Genomic DNA, 17,878 nt, shown 5'->3' with positions numbered 1-17,878 from the left:
CTCTCCGGCAAGAGAGCCGCGCTCCGGTCCCCCTGCCCCGGGGGTGACCGGTCAGCCGGTCGCCACGTGTTCCAGCAGCCAGTCGGCGAGGGGGCGGACCTTGCGCCAGCCGTCGCGTACCTCGGTGAGCGCCTTACGGCCCTGGAGCCTGGACTTCGGGACGGTCCGCTCGGCTCCCAGCGATTTGTGACGGATCAGCTCGATGCGCGGGTGGTCCGCGGAGTAGCCGCGCGGCTGGGTCTTGACGCGCTCGCCGACGAGCTCGAACCCGTCCCGCACCAGACGGTCGGTGATCTTGACGAGTTCCTTGCCCGGCCCGTCGGCGTCCACCGCGGCCCGGTAGCGGGCGGTGTCGGCGGAGTCGAGGGAGTGGAAGCCCGCCCCCAGGAACAGCCCGTCGGCCTGGAGCTGGAGGTAGTAGCCGACGGTGCCGCCCACGCCGACCGTCACCCCCTGATAGGTCTTGTACGGCGACTTGTCACCGGTGAACCTGGTGTCGCGCTGCGGCCGGAACAGCTTGGCCTGCCCGAACTCGTCCTCCAGCTCCTCGAGCAGGGCGAGCAGCGGCTCGCGGACCTCGCTCTCGTAGGTCTCCTTGTTCCTGTGCCAGTGTTCACGGGTGTTGTCGGCGGCGAGTTCCTCGTAGAAGGCGAACGCCTTCCTGCCGATCCCCTGGAAGCCGGTGATGTCGTCTCTCCTTCCCTGCGCTCACGCTCGTACGCTCACAGCATGCCCGCGAATCGCTCGACGACCTCGCAGGCCTGCTCGGCGTTCAACCTCGGGTCGCAGGCCGTCCGGTAGCGCGACAGGGGCGGCGGCGCCGAGAACGGGCGCGGGGCGGACACGCACTCCGTCACGTCCTGCGGCGTCATCTCCAGGTGCAGCCCTCCGGGATGCTCGCGCAGGGAGCGCAGGATCCGGACGAACGCGGTGGTCTCCTCCAGGATCGCCTCCATCGGCCGTGTCTTGACCCCCGTACCCATCCGCATCGTGTTGCCGTGCATGGGGTCGCACACCCACACCACCGGCATGCCCCGCCTGGCGACCTCGCCCACCAGCTCGGGAAGCAGGCGCCGGATCCGCGCGCTGCCCATGCGCACGATGAAGGTGAGGTGGCCGGGGAGCGCGCCGGGGTTGAGCAGGGTACTGAGGTGGACCGCCTCGGCCGGGCCGATCGACGGGCCGATCTTGACGCCGACGGGGTTGGAGACCGAGGAGGCGAAGGCGACGTGCGGGCCGTCGACGGAGCGGGTCCTGTCGCCGATCCACACCGAGTGCGCCGAGGAGGCGTAGCGGCCCGTGGCGCCGTCCCTGGCCAGGGGGTACTCGTAGTCCAGGAGCAGCGCCTCGTGCGAGACGTGTATCCGCTCGGTGGCCTCGCGCCCCTCCCAGGAGGCCCGTACGGCGGCCAGCACGCGCCCGGCGCAGTCGTAGGCCCGCAGCAGGCGGGTGGGGTCGGCGAAACGGGCGCCGGGCTCGGCCGCCGGGCCGTTGACCGCGTCGCCCCGGTAGGTGGGGATCACCCTGCCGTCGGGGGCGCTCTCCCACGACTCGGAGCGCGGCTTGCCGTACTGCCCGGCCATCCGGCCCATCGCCACCACGCCGGCGCCCGAACCGGCGCGCAGACGGGCGGAGAGGGAGTGGAGCTGGTCGACCTTCCTGCCCGTCTCCTCGGCGTTGGCCTCGCGGAAACGCTCGGCGCAGTCGCCGCCCTGGAGCACGAACGCCTCGCCGCGCGCGACCCGCTCCAGCGACGCCGCCAGCGTCGCACACTCGTCCTCGGTGACCAGCGGCGGCCGGGAGCGCAGCTCGCGCCTGACCTCCTCGAGCGCTTCCGGGTCGCTCCACTCCGGCTGCTGGGCTGCTACCCCGGCGACCCCGGCGGTCGTGGTGGCGGCTCCGGTGGCCGTGGTCTTCACGATCCGTCACCGTCCCTGAGCCGGGCGCGGAGATCGGCCTTGTCGACCTTCCCCACCGGGGTCAGCGGCAGGGCCGCGACCACCTCGATCCGGTCGGGCACCTTGTAGGCGGCGACCCCGCGTTCGTGCAGGAAGGCCGCGATGGACGGCAGGTCGAGGGCGGCACCGGTGCCGGTGCTCGGGGCGGTGCTCGGGGCGGTTGCGGTGGTGGTGCCGGTGTTCGTGGCGCCGGCGACGAGGTAGGCGCACGAGCGCTCCCCCATGAACGCGTCCGGCATGGCGACCACCGCCGCGGCGCGGACGCCCGGATGGGCCAGCAGGTGGTCCTCCACCTCGTCGGCGGGCACCTTGTCGCCACCCCGGTTGATCACGTCCTTGACCCGGCCGGAGATGACGAGATGACCCGACGGGGTGAGGCGAGCCAGGTCGCCGCTGCGGAAGAAGCCGTCCGGGGTGAAGGCGGCGGCGTTGTGGTCGGCGGCCCGGTAGTAGCCGCGGATGGTGTAGGGGCCGCGGGCGAGGAGTTCGCCGACCTCGCCGGGGGCCACCTCCTCGCCGTCCTCGCCGACGATGCGCACCTCGTCGGCCGGGGAGATCGGCTTGCCCTGCGTGGTCTCCAGCAGCTCGTCCGGGTCGTCGCCGCGGCTCTGGCTGAGCAGTCCCTCCGCCATGCCGAAGGACTGCTGGACCCGCCCCAGTTCCTTGCCCACCCGGCGGGCGAGGTCCGGGGAGACCGCCGCGCCGCCGACCTGGACCAGGCGGAGGCTGGACAGGTCCTGGGGCGACCAGCCGGCCGCCTCCACCCACAGCAGCGCGAGGGACGGCACCAGGCCGGTGACGGTCACCCGCTCCCGCTCGATCAGGGGGAACGCCTCGTCGGGGCTGGGCGCCGGGGAGAGCACGACCGTGCCGCCCGCCTGCAACGTGCCCAGCACGCCGGGGCAGCCGAGCGCGTAGTTGTGCGCCACCGGCAGGGCCGCGAGATAGATCGAGGTCTCGTCGAGACCGGCGTTCTCCGCGCTGACCCTGATGTTGTACGCGTAGTCGTCGTGCGTGCGCGGAATGAGCTTGGAACGGCCGGTGGTGCCGCCCGACAGCAGGAACAGCGCGACGTCACCCGGCTCGGGCCCCCGCGGCGGGGAGCCGCCGCGTTCGAGGTCCGCTCCGGCGCCCACCCCGGAGGCGGCTTCGAGGTTCGCCCCGGGGGTGGTTCCCATGCCCGCTCCGGAAGTGGTTTCGGAGACGACCTCGGGGCCTGTTTCGAGGTCGGCGAGGGCGGTGAACTCCTGCGGGTCGCCGACGACGAGCACGTGCGCGAGCGACGGCGCCTCCGCCCGCACCCGGCGGGCGAGCTCACGGTGGTCGAACCGCTGGAAGACGTCGGGGATCACGTACGCGACGGCGCCGGTGGCCTCGGCGAGGTGCCCGATCTCGCTGCCGCGGTGGGGCGGCAGCGCCAGCACCGGCGGCGCGCCGAGCCGGAACAGCGCGAAGCACAACACCACCAGCTCCGGGACGTTCGGCAGCTGCACCAGCACGCGGTCACCGTGACCGATGCCGAGGCGGCTCAGGCCCGCCGCCAGCCGGTCGGCCCGCTCGTCGAGCTCGCGGTAGGTCCAGCGGGCCTCCCCCGCCACCAGCGCGGTCCGGGAGCCGTGGGCGGCGGCGAGGCGGCGCAGCAGGTCTCCGAGCGTCTCACCGCGCCAGTAGCCCTCCCTCCGATAGAAGTCCGCGATCTCCGACGGCCATTCCACACATCCGGCAAGCATGGGTCTCCTTTCCCGGCGGCGTCCGTTTTCGGAGAGCCACCTTTCCCGGCGGCCTCCGCTCCCGGAGGGCCACCGGTCGCCCGGCGGCCTCCGCTCCCGGAGAGCCGCCGGTCGCCCGGCGGCTCCCGCGGGGCCGCCTGTTTCTCGGCGTCCGCCCTCAGGGGGCCACCTGGTCGATCCGCCAGCCGCCGCCCTCGCGGCTGTAGCGGAACCGGTCCTGGACCTCGTCGGCGCGGCGCTGCCAGAACTCCACCTCACCCGGCACCAGGCGGTAGCCGCCCCAGTGGACGGGGCGCGGCACCTCCTGGCCGGAGAAACGCTCGCCGACCTCGGCCAGGCTCTCCCGAAGCTCCTGCCCGCCGTTCACGATCCGGCGCTGGTCGGTCGCCCACGCGAGCGACTGGATCCCCCTGGGCAGGGCGGCGAAGAAGGCGTCCGACTCCACGTCGGGGATCCTGGCCGCCTCGCCCTCGACGCGGACCTGGCGGCCCACCTCCAGCCAGCCGAAGCACAGGGCCGCCCGCGGGTTGACGGCGAGGTCGGCGCCCTTGCGGCTGCCGTGGTCGGTGAAGAACACGAACCCGTGGTCCACGTACGCCACGTCCACCCAGCGGGCCGACGGGCGGCCCGCGTCGTCCGCGGTCGCGAGGACGGCGGACGAGCTCGCCGGACGGGCGGCGGCGAGCCACTCGTCGTGCCAGCGGCGGAACTGCGCCAGCGGGTCGCTCTCCAGCTCCGAGGGCTCCACCCCCTCCCTCCGGTAGGAGGCGCCCAGCCGCGAGAGGTCTGCTGTCATCGACATCTTCATTCCCTCTGTTGAATGTCTTTCGGCACCATGCCACGGCTGGCATGCTTTAAACGCTAATGCCTATAATTGAGAGACGCAATGTCAACCGGAGATCGGAGAGAGCCGATGAATACTCGCGCGCAGGAGGCCGCGGGAAATCTACTGGCCCGGCACAGGGAAATAACCGGGCCGCGGACGTTCCGCCTGCTCGGCCTCGAATGGGACCTGCTGCCCGGCGTCTACGCGCCCCACCTGGCCCAGTCGTCCGCGCTGTACGCCGAGTGGATCCCCTATCCCCTGTTCGGGAGCTTCTGCGAGGTCGGCAGCGGCACGGGCTACATCGCCGTGACCGCCGCCCTGCGCGGCTGCGCCGAGGTGGCCGCGATCGACATGAGCCGGGCGGCGGCCGACAACACGCGGCGCAACGCCGAGCGGCACGGCGTGGCCGATCGTGTCCGCGTGAGCTGCGGAGACATGTTCGAGCCGCTGGGCGGGGACGAGCGCTTCGACATGATCTACTGGAACTCCAACTTCGTCGAGGCGCCGGCGGGAGAGGCCTCGGCCGACGACCTCGACCGGGCGTTCTTCGACCCCGGATACGCCGCGCACGAGGCCTACCTCGCCGGCGCCGCGGCCCGCCTGCACCCGGGCGGCAGGCTGCTGCTCGGGTTCACCGACCTCGGGAACGCGTCGCTGATCGACGAGATCGCCGTCAGGCACGGCTGGCGCCAGGTCACCCTGCGAGCCGCGGAATGCCTCGCGCCGCAGGGCCGCATAAACTACCGGCTGATCGAATTCCTCCGAGCCTGAAAAGGCTCGGAGGAATTCTTCCTCCACATTTATCCGGCACCGTTCCCAGACAATTCCCGTCGGAATCGTCACCGGCTCCCAATGATCGTCACGGCGAATTACCGCCTCCGGTGAATTACCGCCTCCGGTAGAGCCGAACGCAAAGTGGTGCCGATATCGCGGTCACCACCACCGTCCACGCCAGCGTGAAGAGCACCGGCGCCGCCACCGGGCCGCCCTGCGACAACCCCACGAGGGCGTCGCCGCCCAGGGAGAGCGGGTTGGCCCGCACGATCGGCTGCAGGAAGCCGGGAAACTGCTCGAGCGGCACGAAGCCCGACGACAGGAACAGCAGAAGGGTCACCGGGGTGTTGAGCGCGCCGCTGACCGCCTGCTCGCTGGACGCGGTCAGCGCCACCACCATCGCCAGCCACAGGAACATCGAGGCGAACAGCAGGACGACCCCGAAGAAGGCCAGGGCGGCGAGCGGCCCCTGGGTGAAGCGGAATCCGGCGAGATAGGCCACCGCGGTGGTGACCACCGCGACGATCAGAACCCGCACCAGGTCTCCGGCCAGCCTGCCCGTCAGGACCGAGAGCCTGCCGATGTCCATCGCGCGGAACCGGTCGACGAGGCCGCTCCTTAAATCGGTGTGGAAGCCGATGCCGGTCCCGACCGCGCCGTAGGCGGCGCTGAACAGGATGATCACCGGGGCCAGGCGGTCGATGTAGGCGCCACGGGTGGCCGCGCCGACCAGCTCGCCGAAGACCAGCAGCATCAAAAACAGCAGGATGACGGGGAACATGACCGTGTCGGCGACCAGCTGCGGCGTCTTGAAGAACCTCCGCAGGTTGCGACCGGCCAGCAGGCCGGTCTCGGTGAGAGTGTTCATGTCGCCCTCCTGAACGCCCGCACGGCCGCCAGGGAGAACAGGACCAGCAGCCCCGCCATCCACAGGAGCGCCCGCGTCACCGGGCCCGCGGTGGGCCCGCCCTCGGCCAGCGCCCGCAACGCGTCGATCACCGCGGTGACCGGCTGGAGGCGCACCACCGGCTCCAGCCAGGCCGGGAACGCGTCCGCGGGCACGAACGCCGAGGAGATCATCAGCAGCGGCATGTAGACGAGGTGCAGGGTCGAGGAGACCGTCTCCGGCTCCCTGGAGGCCAGCCCGAGCGCGCTCGTCCCGGCGGAGAGCGTGAGCGCGAACCCGACCGACAGCGCCACGAACCCGAGCGCCGCGAGCGGCCCGGCCTCGAAGCGGAAGCCCGCGACGTATCCGGCGGTCACGATCACCGCGATCGCCAGCAGCGCGCGCAGCACGTCGGCGGCCATCCGGCCGACCACCACGGCGCCGCGGTTGATCGCGAGCGCGCGGTATCGCGCGAGGATGCCCGAGCGCCGGTCCGAGGCGAAGAAGAACGCGGTGGAGATGGCGACCGAGAACATCCACTGCACGACGAGTGCCGGTGGCAGGAACTGCGCGTACTCGATGCCCTTGACCTGCAACAGGTTGCCGAACAGGGCGAGGAAGCCGAACACGAAGATCACCGGAAAGACGATCATGGTGCTGATCGTGTCGGACACCGAGGTGAGCCGGATGTTGCGGCCCGCGAGCAGCATCCCCTGTCGCGCGAGGTTGCCGAGCCCGCGTTCGGTCCGCACCGGCACCGCGGTCACGGCCTGGCTCCCTGCCGGGCCGGCCCGCTCTCCGGGGTCCTCACCGGACCGCCGTCGCGGGACCGCGATCCGGCGTCCCGGTTCCCGGAACCGTCGGAGCCGCCCGGCCCGCTTCCCGCGTCACCGTCGCCTGCGCCACCGTCTCCGGGGCCGTCGTCTCCGGGGCCGTCGTCTCCGGTGGCGCGGGGCGCCGTCCCGGTCAACGCGAAGAAGACGTCGTCGAGCGTCGGGCGGCGCAGTGCCACGTCGTCGGGCTCGATGCCCGCGTCGCCGAGGATCCGCGCCACCTCCGCGACCGTACGGACGGTGGCGCCGGGCACGGTGATGACGCCGTCGTGCTCGGCGGTGCCGTCCATGGCGCCGCGCAGGGCGCCGAGCGCCTTCTCGCGTTCGGTCGCCGACTCGAGGTGGACGGCGCAGACGGTGCCGCCGACCTGGTCCTTCAGCTCCCGCGGGGTGCCCTCGGCGATGACCGCTCCGCCCTCGACGACGACGATGCGATCGGCGAGGCGGTCGGCCTCCTCCAGGTACTGGGTGGTCAGCAGGATGGTGGTGCCGCCGCTGCGCAGGCCGGAGACGACGTCCCACACCTCGCGCCGCCCGGCGGGGTCGAGCCCCGTCGTGGGCTCGTCCAGGAAGATCACCGGCCGTTCCACCACGAGGCTGGCCGCCAGGTCCAGCCTGCGGCGCATTCCCCCCGAGTAGGAGCCCACCGGATCGTCGGCCGCCTCGGTCAGCCCGAATCCCGACAGGAGTTCCCCGGCGCGCGCGTGGGCCGCCTTCTTGCTCAGCTTCAGCAGGCGGCCGAAGAGCACCAGGTTCTGGCGCCCGGTGAGGACCTCGTCGACCGCGGCGAACTGCCCGGTGAGGGCGATGGACGCCCGCACGCCGACCGGATCGCTCACCACGTCGTGGCCGGCGACCGTGGCGCGCCCGCCGTCCGGCGGGAGCAGCGTGCTGAGACAGTTGATGACCGTGGTCTTGCCGGCGCCGTTCCTGCCGAGCAGGCCGACCATGCTGCCGGGCTCGACCACGAATGACACGTCGTCCAGGGCCACCTTCTTGCCGAAGGTCTTGCGGAGGTGGTCGACGTCGATGCCGCCTCCGTTCATGGTGGTGCCTCCCTACTGTGAGAAGTGGTCCCATCCATATGCCCGGGGGGAGAGCGGGAACCCGGATCAGCTCGCCTGGGCCTCCTGGTTTTCCTCCTTCACGGGCGTCTGCTGATGGAAGATCAGCTTCCAGCCGCCGTCGTGCCGCACGTAGGCGCTGGTCATGTAGAGCTGGAAGGTGAAATCGGTCTGGCTGAGCCGCACGACGGCGCGGTAGGTGATGATCGCGCTGTCGCCGGTGAGCGGCAGGACCTTGACGTCCTCCAGTTTGTAGTCGTCGAACGGTGAGGGGTTGGCGTCGATGTCGTCGGCGAGCTCGGCACCGGTCTGCAGGCCGTCGGGCTCGACGCACAGCGTCTCCTCCGTGACCAGCCGCCGGTAGAACTCCCCGTCGCCCTTCGAGATCGCGCTCCAGCCCTGCTCCTCCAGGACCAGCAGTTCCTTCTCGATGGCACCGTTACCCATGATGGTTCCTCTCTCTGACGATGTCGTGGAATCTCGGGAGTGTTAGGGGGTCGAAGGCCACGGATCGACCGGGCCGCAGGCGCGCATCACCTCCTCGACCACGCCGGCCTCGTTGGGCAGCAGATAGAAGTGGTCGCCGGGGAAGGTCCGCAGGGTGAACGCGCCGGAGGTGTGACGCGACCACGCGGCGGCCTCGTCGCCGTCGACCTCCGGGTCGGCGTCCCCGACGAAGACGTGGACAGGGGTCTCCACCGGCGGCGCGGGCGGCGCCTCGTACGTCTCGATCAGGCGGTAGTCGGCGCGCAGCGCGGGGAGCACGAGCTCGCGCAGGTCGGGGTCGGCGAGGACCTCCTCGTCGGTGCCGCCGAGCTTGCGCAGGTCGGCCAGGAGCGCCTCGTCGCCGCCGAGGTGCACCTCGGCGTGCCGGGTGCGGTCGGGCGCCGGGCGCCCGGAGACGCACAGCCCGGCGAGCGGCCCGCTTCCGCCCTCCTCGAGCCGCATCGCCACCTCGTGGGCGACGGCCGCGCCCATGCTGTGGCCGAACAGCGCGAGCGGGCGGTCGCACAGGGGGCGAAGCGCCGCGGCGACGGGACCGGCGAGGGCGTCCATGTCGGGGGCGAAGCCGTCCTGGATGCGGTCCTGACGGCCGGGATACTGGACGGAGTAGAGCTCCACACCGTACGGCAGCCGCGCGGCCCACGTCCTGAAGAAGCCGGCCGCGCCCCCCGCGTGCGGGAAGCAGACCAGCCTCAGGCCGGGCACGGGCACGTCCCGGTAGCGGCGCAGCCATCGCGCCAGCAGGTCGTCGCCGGTGATGGTCATAGGGGCACCTCCTGGTGTTCTGCGGTCATCGCGGACATCAGATCACCGGCCGACAGCGGGCGGGGAGACGGCCCCGCGAGTCGTTCCGGATAGCCCAGGACCGCCGCCACATCCTGCCACGCCTTGCTCACGGAGAGATGATATTGCCCCTCCTTCAAGGGATCCCGGTTACTGCGGACGGCCTCCCACGCGGCGTCGATCGCCCGCCCGGCCCCGCCCGGCCACATCTCGCCGAGGATCTCCCGGTAGCTGGGGGCGCGCGCCGGGCCGACGGGCACGCAGCTGGGGAAGTCGAGGTGCTCGTCCTCGGCGCCGTCCAGCGCGGTGAGCTCCCTGGCGCGGGCCGGCAGGTGCGGCCGGGGCGACCACAGCACGGGGCCGTGGGTGTTGACCAGCGTGAGCGTGCCGCCCTCGACGCCGAGGGTGATCCGGTGCAGGAGGTGGGCGTGGTTGTCGGGGTCGGCGGGGTGCAGCTGGTTCTGCACCCGCAGGGTGAGCGGGACGCCCGCCAGCACGCCGTCGACGGTGCGGAAGGGCGGCGCGCTCTCCGACAGCCGCCGTACCGTCTCGGGCAGCCGGCCCGGTTCCGCGAAGCCCCACGGCCGCAGCCCGCCGAGGGCCTGGCCCAGGATGTCGAACATGGTGTAGGAGACCTGGACGCCGCACGCGGCGTCGACGAACAGCGCGGGCCCGCGGGCGAGCAGCGTCCTGGCGGCGGCCACGAACCGCCGTACCGGATCGAGGTGGACATAGTGCGTGTTGACCCGGAAGACGACCCGGTTGCGGCGGGCGGCGCGCAGCGAGGCGGCGAGCTCGTCGTGCAGCAGCGGCGCCTCCTGCAGCACGTGGACGCCGCGTTCCATCAGCCTGGCCGCCACCTGGCTGCCGGGGCCGCCGTTGACGTCGGCGAGGAGCACCACGCAGGCCAGGTCGACCTCGGCGGGTATCTCGTCCACGTCGGTGAACAGCGGCACCCCCGCGCGCTCGGCGCACAGGCGCGAACGCTCGCCTCCCCTGGCCAGCACTCCGGCGAGCTCGAACGGCGTGCCCGGCCGTTCCAGCGCCGCCAGGTGCACCCGCCCGAAACCGGTGCCGCAGACGACGACGCGTGGCCGGTCGCTCACAGGACCCCCTCCTCCACCGGCGCGGTGTGCGCCGCCCCTTCGACGATCTCCAGGCGGGTGACCCGCGGGTCGTCGAGAAGCGCGGCGAAGACCCGGCCAGGGTCGAGCACGTCCGCCGCCTCGCCCGGTCCCGGCGGGACCCGCCCGGCCTCCACCGCCTCCACCGCCGCGGCGGCGACCGCCGCGGTCAGCTCGTAGCCGTCGGCCGCGCGCGCGAGGAGCGTGCGGGTCACGGCCGCGCCACCGGACTCCCCGGACATCTCGAAGACCAGCTGGAAGTACGGGGAGCGCCCGAACGCCTCCAGCCGGGAGACCCGCACCAGTTCCGCGGCGGCCTCCTCGGCGTCCATGTCCTGGAGCCTGCCGAGCGCGGCGGCCGTGAGGTCGCCGTCGAACACGCTCGCCCACTCGACCTCGGCGAGGCCGAGTTCCCTGGCGAGCCGCTCGGTCTCGGCGGCGAGGTAGGGGTAGGTGTCGACCCTGCCGGGGAAGTGCGGCACCCGCACGCCCATGCCGGGACGCAGCGCGCGCGGGATCACCTGGTGGCCGCGCCAGGCGGCCAGCGGCGTGGCGTACCCGCCCGACAGCGAGGCCACGTAGTCGAGCGCGGCCGCCGGCGTGAACAGGTCCAGGCCCCCGGTGTAGGCCCGCAGCCGCTCGGGCCGGTCGAATCCGGCGGCGAGGTGGCGGGGCAGCAGCGCCGACAGGCCGGGCATCATGCCGGCCGACAGGAGCGCGACCAGTCCCGGATTGTCGCGGGCCGCGCGGGAGACGCCGTCGAACGCGGCGGCGTCCCCGGCGACGTCGACGTAGTGGGCGCCCGCGGCCAGGGCCGCGCGGGCGGCCGTGTCGAGAATCACGCATGAAGGCCCGGCGCAGTTGAGCACCAGGCGGCAGCCGTCGCAGAACGCGGCGAGCGAGGCGGCGTCGGCGATGTCCACGGCCACGGCCTCGTCGGCGGGGCCGCGGCCGGAGGCGTTCCGCCCGGCCCCGCCGCCGGAGTCGCGAACGTCCCGCCCGGCCCCGTCGCCGGGGCCGTCCCGCTCCGCCAGCTCCCCGGCCCTGCCGAGGTCCCGGCCGCCCAGCCGGAGCGGGCCGATGCCCGCCTCGCGGAGCCTGCGCACGGCGGAGCGGCCGACCGCCCCGTAACAGCCGAGGATCCCGACGGCTCTCATCGTTCCCCCTGTATCCGGGCCAGCGCGTCCGCCACCTGGTCGACGTTGGGCGGCTGCAGGCAGGAGAAGTGGTCGCCGGGGATGTCGACCACGTCCAGGTCCCCCAGGCACAGGTCGCGCCAGAAGCCGGTCATGTCGTCGCGCAGCCACGGCAGGAACCTGGTGTCGCCGAGCTGCCGCAGGAAGGTGATGTCCCCCGCGTACGGCTGGGGGACGTGCCTGCCGACGGCGTCCAGGCTGTGCTTGACCACCCGGAACAGGGAGTTCACGTGCCGCTCGACCTCCCGGTCGGAGTGGGCGGCGGTGGCGGCGCGGCCGATGGCGGCCAGCCTCTCCTCGGGGGCGACGGCGGCGAGCCGCCGGAAGTCGGCGGCGGCGGCCTCCACGGCCGGGTCTCCGGTGAGTTCCGCCACCCGGCCCCTGGGCACCCGCTCGGGGTTCTCGCCGAGCAGGAGCTCGAACACCCTGGACATGACGTCCTCGTCGCCGGGGTAGCCGGCGTCGGCGGGGTCGACGCCCATGACGCGGGCGAAGACGTACTCCGCGACCAGCTCGTCCTCGATGACGCGAGGCAGGGTGTAGCTGCTGATCACGGTGAGGGTCTCCACGTCGGCGCCCGCCTCGGTGAGGTGCCTGGCGACCTCGGTGGCCAGCAGCCCGCCCATGCAGTAGCCGACGACGTGGAAGCGGGTGGAGCCGCTGTCGAGCAGCGTCCTGGCGTAGCGGGCGGCGCGGCGCTCGATGAGTCCCTCCGGCTCCTCGGCGAGATAGGGCTCCACCTCCGTGACGGCCAGGCCCGCCAGCGGGCCTCCCTTGTCCGCCAGGCGCCGGGCGAGCGCGCGGTACGGCGCCAGCGTGCCGCCGCCCTCGTGGACCAGCACGCGCAGGGCCTCGCCGCTCTCGCCGCCGCCCTCGCTCCCGTCGTCGCCGAGGCGCACGAGCGGGGAGGCTGCCTGCCGGGTGCCCTGCTCCCCCTCGTCGTGCGAGCGGCGCAGGTGCTCGGCCAGCGCGGCCACGGTGGGCCGGTGCAGGATCTGCCGGACGAGGTCGTCCCAGAACACGTCGCGGGTGGCGGGGACCTCCTCGCGCAGGCGCGCGGCGAGCTTGGCGATGACGAGGGAGTCCCCGCCCAGCTCGAAGAAGTCGCCGTCCCTGGTGACCTCGGGCAGGCCGAGGACCTCGGCCCACACCGTGGCGAGCGCGCGTTCGAGGTCGTCGGCGGGGGGACCTCCGGCCGCGGCCCGACCGGCGACGGCGCGGGGCAGCCAGGAGCGCAGCGTGTCGTGGTCGATCTTCCCGTTGCCGGTGAGCGGGAGGGCGTCCACGACCTGGACGTGTCCGGGGATCATGTACTCGGGGAGCCGCTCGGCCAGGTGCCGGGTGAGGCCGGGCGCGTCCAGCCGCGCGCGGTCGTTCTTGAAGCGGGCCGCGAAGACGCTCTGGCCGAGGGTGACGGTGGCGTCGCCGGGTCCCGGCAGGCAGAGGGTGGCGTCGGCGCCGGCCTCGGTGAGGAGTTCCAGCCACTGCTCGCGCCCCAGGAACGTCTGGTCGCGGCCCTTGCGGAGGTCCTCGTAGTCCCACTTGCGCGGGTCCTTCTCCGGCATCATGAACTCCATCGAGGTCATGATCTGGTAGCTGTCCTTGGTGGTGTCGATGAAGACCAGCCAGCCGCCGGGCGCCAGCATCTCCCTGAGCCTGGCCAGCACCCGGCCCGCGTGCCGCGCGTTGTGCAGCACGTTGGCGCAGAGGATGACGTCGAAGGAGCAGGCGGTGTAGCCCTGCTCGCGGTAGTCCCGGTTGATGTCGAACAGGCCGTAGCGCACCCAGGGACGGTCGCCGAAGCGCTCCCTTGCCTCGTTGAGGAAGAAGGGCGAGACGTCGCTGAACAGGTAGTCGACGTCGAAACCGGCCAGCGCGGGGATCATCTGCGCGCTGGTGCCGCCCACGCCCGCCCCGACCTCGAGGACGTTCAGGCGTCCCTCGTGGCGCCCGGCGATGTCGGTGAGGATCGCGATGGCGGCGTGGTTGACGTAGCGGCTGATGATGTTCTCGCGGTAGGCGGCCTCGGATATCTCCAGGCGGCCCTCGGGGAACAGCAGCGGCAGCGGGTCCATCTCGTCACGGACGAGCTCGGGCAGGTGCTCGGTGCTGGTCCTGAAGTAGTCGATGAGCTCGGCCTTGTAGCTGTCCTCGCGCCGCAGCTCGCCGACCCGCCGCCAGGCCTGTTCCAGGTCGTCGGCACCGGCCGTGCGCAGCGCGCGGAAGCGGCCGGACTCGCGCTCCAGCAGCCCCTCGTCGACCAGGACCCGCAGCCACCTGCGGACCAGGCGGTGGTGGCGGGGCGCGGCCCCGGTGACGGCCAGGATCTCCTCCAGGGTCGACTCCCGCCCGGCTGTCTCGAACAGCCCCCGGCGGCGCAGCGCCCACATCATGCCGAGCACCGCGGCCCGGTCCAGGCGGTCGAAGAACTCCAGGAGCTCGGCGCGGTCGATGTGCCGGGTGTGCACGTCGCCCGCCGCCGACCCCGCGGCGGTCATCTCCGGCACCGGGTCGTCGTCGTCCGGCGTCCGTTCGAGGCGGACCGGTTCCACGAACGCGGCCAGCCGCCGGTCCAGGCCGGTGCCCTCGACGAGCACGTCCGCCGCGGCGACCGCCGGGTGGGCCTGGACGGCCGCCTCGACCTCGGCGAGCTCGATCCGGTGCCCGCGGATCTTGACCTGCCGGTCCTCGCGGCCGAGGAACTCGATGGTGCCGCCGGGGTGGTAGCGGCCCAGGTCGCCGGTGCGGTAGAGGCGCTCACCGGTGACCGGGTGCCCGACGAACCTGTGGGCGGTCTTCTCCTCGTCGCCGAGGTAGCCCAGGGCCAGCCCCGCCCCGCCGATGTACAGCTCGCCGGGGACGTGGTCGGGGCACGGGCGCATGTCCTCGTCGAGGACGTGGAAGGTCTGGTTGGCCAGGGGCGTGCCGTACGGGATGCTCCGCCAGCCCTCGGGGACCTCGCCGATGGGGTGGTGGATCGACCAGATGGCGGCCTCGGTGGCCCCGCCGAGGCTGACCAGCTCCAGCCCCGGCAGGCGGCCCCGCACCCGGCCGGGGAGGTTGACGGGGATCCAGTCGCCGCTGAGCAGCGCCAGCCGCAGCGACGTCAGGCCGGGCTCCGGCTGGGAGCTGAGGTAGTGGTCGAGCATCTGGAGCTGAGCGGGGACGGAGTTCCAGAGCGTGACGCCGTGCTCGGCGATCAGCCGGGCCCAGTGCGCGGGGTCCCCGCGGCTGCCCGCGTCGGGAAGCACGAGGGTCCCGCCGAGGGCGAGGGGGCCGAAGATGTCGTAGACCGACAGGTCGAAACCCAGGCCCGCCAGGCCCAGGACCCGGTCCTCGGCCGTCACCGCGAAGCGCCGGTTGACGTCGGCGACGGTGTTGAGCGCGGCCCGGTGGGAGATCATCACACCCTTGGGGGCACCGGTGGAGCCCGACGTGTAGATCACGTACGCGAGGTCCCCCGGGTCCACGGCGGACGCGGCACCGTTCGGGCCGGACGGACCGGACAGGGCGGACAGGGCGGACGGAGCGGACGTGGCGGACGGAGCGGACGCGGCGGAAACGGCATCGCCAGGACCTGGCACGAAGGAGCCGACACCGTTCCGGCCGGACGCGCCGGATCCGGCGTCGCCCGGACCGGGCACGAAGGAGCCGGAACCGCCCGGACCGGGCACGCCGGGCAGGAGGTCGACGTCGATCGCGCCCTCCGGACGGTCGCCGATCCGCGACTGGGCGAGCACGTGGCGGACGCCCGCGTCGGTGAGGATCCTGTCCCGTCTTGCGGGTGGCTGCCCGGTGTCCACCGGCAGGTACGCGCCACCGGCCAGCAGCGTGCCGAGCACCGCGACGACCTGTTCCCACCCCTTCTCCATCATGACCGCGGCCAGGTCGCCCCTGCCGAAGCCGCGCGAGGCCAGGACCCGCGCCACGTCCTCCGCTCTGCCGAGCAGCTCGCCGTAGGTGAGGGTCCGGCCGCCGGAGACGACGGCCGGCCGCTCGGGCGTGCGGCGCGCCTGGGCGACCACCGGCTCGTGCAGCAGCCCCGGGGGCAGCGGCGCGGCGGTGTCGTTGACCTTCTCGCGCTCGCGCGCCTGCGCGGCGGGCAGCTCGACCGGGCAGGTGGCGTCCCACGCCTCGTCCGTGTCGGCCAGCTCGCCGAGCAGGCCGGACAGGGCCTCGAAGGCGCCCTCCACGACCCCCTCGGGGAACACCCCGTCACGGACGTCCCATCTGACCTCCAGCGCGCCGCCCTCGACCACCGCCTGGCAGTCGATCCACACCTGCGGCGTCTGGCTCGCGCCGTACACGACCTCGGCGAGACCGCTCATCCCCTCGTGCCCGGCGGCCTCGTCGCTGAGCCCGATCGTGCTGGTGAACACCACGGGCATCAGCGCGGCACCCCGGCCCCGGCGGCGGGCGATCTCCCGCATGAGCTCCACCCCGGAGTAGAGGCGGTGATCGAGGTCCTCCCAGAGCCGGTCCTGGATCGCGCGGGCCCGGTCGCGGAACGCGGTGCCCCGCCCGCCCTCGACGGCGAGCAGGCTGACGGTGGTGAAGTCACCGACCAGCTCTCCCACCTGCGGGTGCAGCGGCTGCCGGTTGAGCAGCGTCAGGTTCAGCGAGAAGCGGGGGCGGCGGCTCCAGCGTCCGACGACCTCGGCGAAGGCGGCCAGCACCGCCGTGGACGGGGTCACGCCGTGCGCGCCCGCCCGGGTGCGCAGGCGCGCCCACCGCGTCGGGTCGAAGGTGACCTGGTGGCGGGTGAAGCGACGGCCGGCCTCGGTGGCGGCGTTCTCCCGTACGGGCAGCTCGGGCGGGCCCGGCAGGTCGTCGGCGCGCCCCTCCCAGTAGTCGCGGTCGCGCTCGTAGGCGGCTCCGTCTCGCTGCCGCCGGGCGGCGAGCAGGTAGTCGCGGAAGCCGATCTCCAGGGTGGGCAGCTCGTGGCCCGGATCGAGGTAGAGCCGCTTGAGCTGGGTCAGCAGCAGCTGGATGCTGAGGTAGTCGGCGATCAGGAAGTCGATGGACACGTGCAGCACGGCCCGGTCGCCGGCCTGGGTGACGCGCAGTTCGAACAGCGGCCAGGTGCCGGTGTCGTAGACCCGGTGGTCCATCTCGGCCCTGACGGCCTCCAGGTGGGCGTCCACCTCCCGGGCCGGGCGCCCGCGCAGGTCGGTCACGCGCACCCGGTAGGCGGGGACGTCGGCCTGGATCCGCTGGTGGCCGTCGACGTGGACGACCGCGCGGAGCATGTCGTGGTGGCCGACCAGCCGCTGCCAGGCGGCCTCCAGGCGGGGCGGGTCGAGCTCGGCGAAGGCCAGCTCGGCGTAGACCTGGCAGGCGGTGCCGCCGAAGTCGAAGGCCTCCCTGCGTCCCAGCATGTAGGCGGCCTGGACGTCGGTCAGCGGGAACGGCTCGTGCCGGTCCGCCGGTTCCGGGGTCAGTGCCCCGGCGGGCTCGCGCAGGCACTCCAGGAGGTCGTCCCGGTACGCGGAGAGCTGTGCCCTCCGCTCCTCGGTCATCACGCCCTGCGGTGCCCGGAAGCGCAGCCGCCCTGATTCCTCCCACAGGCGTACGCCCAGGTTCTCTAGTTCCGCGATGAGCTGACCGGCTGTCATACGACGCCCTCCTCGAAGGCTCCTGTCTCCTGCTGTTCGATCAGGACCGCGTGTTCGGCGACGGTCGGACCGGCGAATATCTGCCTCAGGGCGAGATCCGCGCCGAAGGCGCGGCGGATCTCCTCGGCGAGGCGGGCGGCCAGGATGCTGTCGCCGCCCAGGGTCACGAAGTTCTGATGGCGGCCGACCCGCTCCATGCCGAGCAGCTCGCACCAGATGCGGCCGAGCCTCTCCTCGACGGGACCGGACGGCGGCTCGTCCTCGGCCGCCGCGGGGACGTCCCGCTCGGCGAGCCTGGCCAGCGCGGCGCGGTCGACCTTGCCGTTGGCGCTGAGCGGGAACCGCTCCAGCAAGGTGACGGTGGCCGGTACGGCGTAGGCGGGCACGCGCTCGGCCAGCCATTCGGTGAGCGCCCGGGGATCCGCGTCGGCGACGACGAGGGCGGCCAGGCGGCGGGCCGGCCGGCCGACGGTGGTGACCACGGCGTGGCGTACGGCCGGGTGGGCGTGCAGGGCGGTTTCGATCTCGCCGAGTTCGATGCGGTGCCCGCGGACCTTGACCTGGTGATCCACCCGGCCCAGGAAC

At 73.1% G+C, this 17,878-nt stretch carries 14 protein-coding genes; 1 reads left to right on the top strand and 13 read right to left on the bottom strand.

The features are described 5' to 3' along the window. Positions 1–51: 51 nt before the first annotated feature. From ACTOQ1_RS33085 to pdxH, 4 genes are all read right to left on the bottom strand, one after another. The gene (locus tag ACTOQ1_RS33085) at positions 52–669 is read right to left on the bottom strand and encodes a DUF2461 domain-containing protein (protein WP_440071987.1); all 618 of its coding nucleotides are present in this window, start codon (positions 667–669) and stop codon (positions 52–54) included. Between the two features lie 53 nt (positions 670–722). Then, positions 723–1,919 carry a 3-deoxy-7-phosphoheptulonate synthase gene (locus ACTOQ1_RS33080; RefSeq protein ID WP_440071900.1) on the bottom strand — a complete coding sequence of 399 codons (1,197 nt, stop codon included), beginning with the start codon at positions 1,917–1,919 and terminating at the stop codon, positions 723–725. Beyond that, complete coding sequence (locus ACTOQ1_RS33075) at positions 1,916–3,688, bottom strand: (2,3-dihydroxybenzoyl)adenylate synthase (RefSeq protein ID WP_440071899.1); 1,773 nt, start codon at positions 3,686–3,688, stop codon at positions 1,916–1,918. Before ACTOQ1_RS33075 ends, ACTOQ1_RS33080 begins: the two co-directional genes overlap by 4 nt. Positions 3,689–3,845: 157 nt before the next feature. Further along, positions 3,846–4,490: a pyridoxamine 5'-phosphate oxidase gene (pdxH, locus tag ACTOQ1_RS33070; RefSeq protein ID WP_440071898.1), complete on the bottom strand. Its 645-nt coding sequence runs from the start codon at positions 4,488–4,490 to the stop codon at positions 3,846–3,848. A 111-nt stretch (positions 4,491–4,601) separates the two neighbouring features. Between pdxH and ACTOQ1_RS33065 the strand changes: the two genes are divergently transcribed. Further along, entirely contained in the window at positions 4,602–5,285 is a 684-nt protein-coding gene (locus ACTOQ1_RS33065) for a methyltransferase domain-containing protein (RefSeq protein WP_440071897.1), read from the top strand. Between the two features lie 115 nt (positions 5,286–5,400). Here ACTOQ1_RS33065 and ACTOQ1_RS33060 read toward each other — a convergent pair whose 3' ends face one another. The 9 genes from ACTOQ1_RS33060 to ACTOQ1_RS33020 all read right to left on the bottom strand — a co-directional run. Continuing rightward, entirely contained in the window at positions 5,401–6,156 is a 756-nt protein-coding gene (locus ACTOQ1_RS33060; protein ID WP_440071896.1) for an ABC transporter permease, read from the bottom strand. Further along, positions 6,153–6,941, bottom strand: a complete 789-nt coding sequence (locus ACTOQ1_RS33055) for an ABC transporter permease (RefSeq protein WP_440071895.1) — start codon at positions 6,939–6,941, stop codon at positions 6,153–6,155. The genes ACTOQ1_RS33060 and ACTOQ1_RS33055 overlap by 4 nt, the downstream gene beginning before the upstream one ends. Then, positions 6,938–8,053, bottom strand: a complete 1,116-nt coding sequence (locus tag ACTOQ1_RS33050) for an ATP-binding cassette domain-containing protein (RefSeq protein WP_440071894.1) — start codon at positions 8,051–8,053, stop codon at positions 6,938–6,940. Before ACTOQ1_RS33050 ends, ACTOQ1_RS33055 begins: the two co-directional genes overlap by 4 nt. A 66-nt stretch (positions 8,054–8,119) precedes the next feature. After that, positions 8,120–8,518 carry a nuclear transport factor 2 family protein gene (locus ACTOQ1_RS33045; protein ID WP_440071892.1) on the bottom strand — a complete coding sequence of 133 codons (399 nt, stop codon included), beginning with the start codon at positions 8,516–8,518 and terminating at the stop codon, positions 8,120–8,122. A 42-nt stretch (positions 8,519–8,560) separates the two neighbouring features. Beyond that, positions 8,561–9,340, bottom strand: coding sequence for a thioesterase II family protein (locus ACTOQ1_RS33040; RefSeq protein ID WP_440071891.1), 780 nt, complete (start codon positions 9,338–9,340; stop codon positions 8,561–8,563). Further along, on the bottom strand, positions 9,337–10,464 hold the full coding sequence (locus tag ACTOQ1_RS33035; protein WP_440071890.1) for a Gfo/Idh/MocA family oxidoreductase: 1,128 nt from the start codon (positions 10,462–10,464) through the stop codon (positions 9,337–9,339). Before ACTOQ1_RS33035 ends, ACTOQ1_RS33040 begins: the two co-directional genes overlap by 4 nt. Continuing rightward, positions 10,461–11,639, bottom strand: a complete 1,179-nt coding sequence (locus ACTOQ1_RS33030; RefSeq protein ID WP_440071889.1) for a saccharopine dehydrogenase NADP-binding domain-containing protein — start codon at positions 11,637–11,639, stop codon at positions 10,461–10,463. Before ACTOQ1_RS33030 ends, ACTOQ1_RS33035 begins: the two co-directional genes overlap by 4 nt. Beyond that, positions 11,636–17,293 (bottom strand): amino acid adenylation domain-containing protein, encoded by a 5,658-nt coding sequence (locus ACTOQ1_RS33025; protein ID WP_440071888.1) that lies wholly within the window; start codon positions 17,291–17,293, stop codon positions 11,636–11,638. The genes ACTOQ1_RS33030 and ACTOQ1_RS33025 overlap by 4 nt, the downstream gene beginning before the upstream one ends. Beyond that, a partial coding sequence (locus ACTOQ1_RS33020) for a phosphopantetheine-binding protein (protein WP_440071887.1) occupies positions 17,290–17,878 on the bottom strand: 589 nt, incomplete at its 5' end. The genes ACTOQ1_RS33025 and ACTOQ1_RS33020, both read right to left, overlap by 4 nt.

Source organism: Streptosporangium sp. OZ121 (assembly GCF_051918885.1).
Lineage (GTDB): Bacteria > Actinomycetota > Actinomycetes > Streptosporangiales > Streptosporangiaceae > Streptosporangium.
This window is presented reverse-complemented; position numbering and strand designations above follow the sequence as displayed.

Bases quoted from the DNA above. Each gene is read 5' to 3' on its own strand.
- ACTOQ1_RS33075 (WP_440071899.1), bottom strand. From the start codon at position 3,688: ATGCTTGCCGGATGTGTGGAATGGCCGTCGGAGATCGCGGACTTCTAT.
- pdxH (WP_440071898.1), bottom strand. From the start codon at position 4,490: ATGTCGATGACAGCAGACCTCTCGCGGCTGGGCGCCTCCTACCGGAGG.
- ACTOQ1_RS33065 (WP_440071897.1), top strand. From the start codon at position 4,602: ATGAATACTCGCGCGCAGGAGGCCGCGGGAAATCTACTGGCCCGGCAC.
- ACTOQ1_RS33060 (WP_440071896.1), bottom strand. From the start codon at position 6,156: ATGAACACTCTCACCGAGACCGGCCTGCTGGCCGGTCGCAACCTGCGG.
- ACTOQ1_RS33050 (WP_440071894.1), bottom strand. From the start codon at position 8,053: ATGAACGGAGGCGGCATCGACGTCGACCACCTCCGCAAGACCTTCGGC.
- ACTOQ1_RS33045 (WP_440071892.1), bottom strand. From the start codon at position 8,518: ATGGGTAACGGTGCCATCGAGAAGGAACTGCTGGTCCTGGAGGAGCAG.
- ACTOQ1_RS33040 (WP_440071891.1), bottom strand. From the start codon at position 9,340: ATGACCATCACCGGCGACGACCTGCTGGCGCGATGGCTGCGCCGCTAC.
- ACTOQ1_RS33030 (WP_440071889.1), bottom strand. From the start codon at position 11,639: ATGAGAGCCGTCGGGATCCTCGGCTGTTACGGGGCGGTCGGCCGCTCC.
- ACTOQ1_RS33025 (WP_440071888.1), bottom strand. From the start codon at position 17,293: ATGACAGCCGGTCAGCTCATCGCGGAACTAGAGAACCTGGGCGTACGC.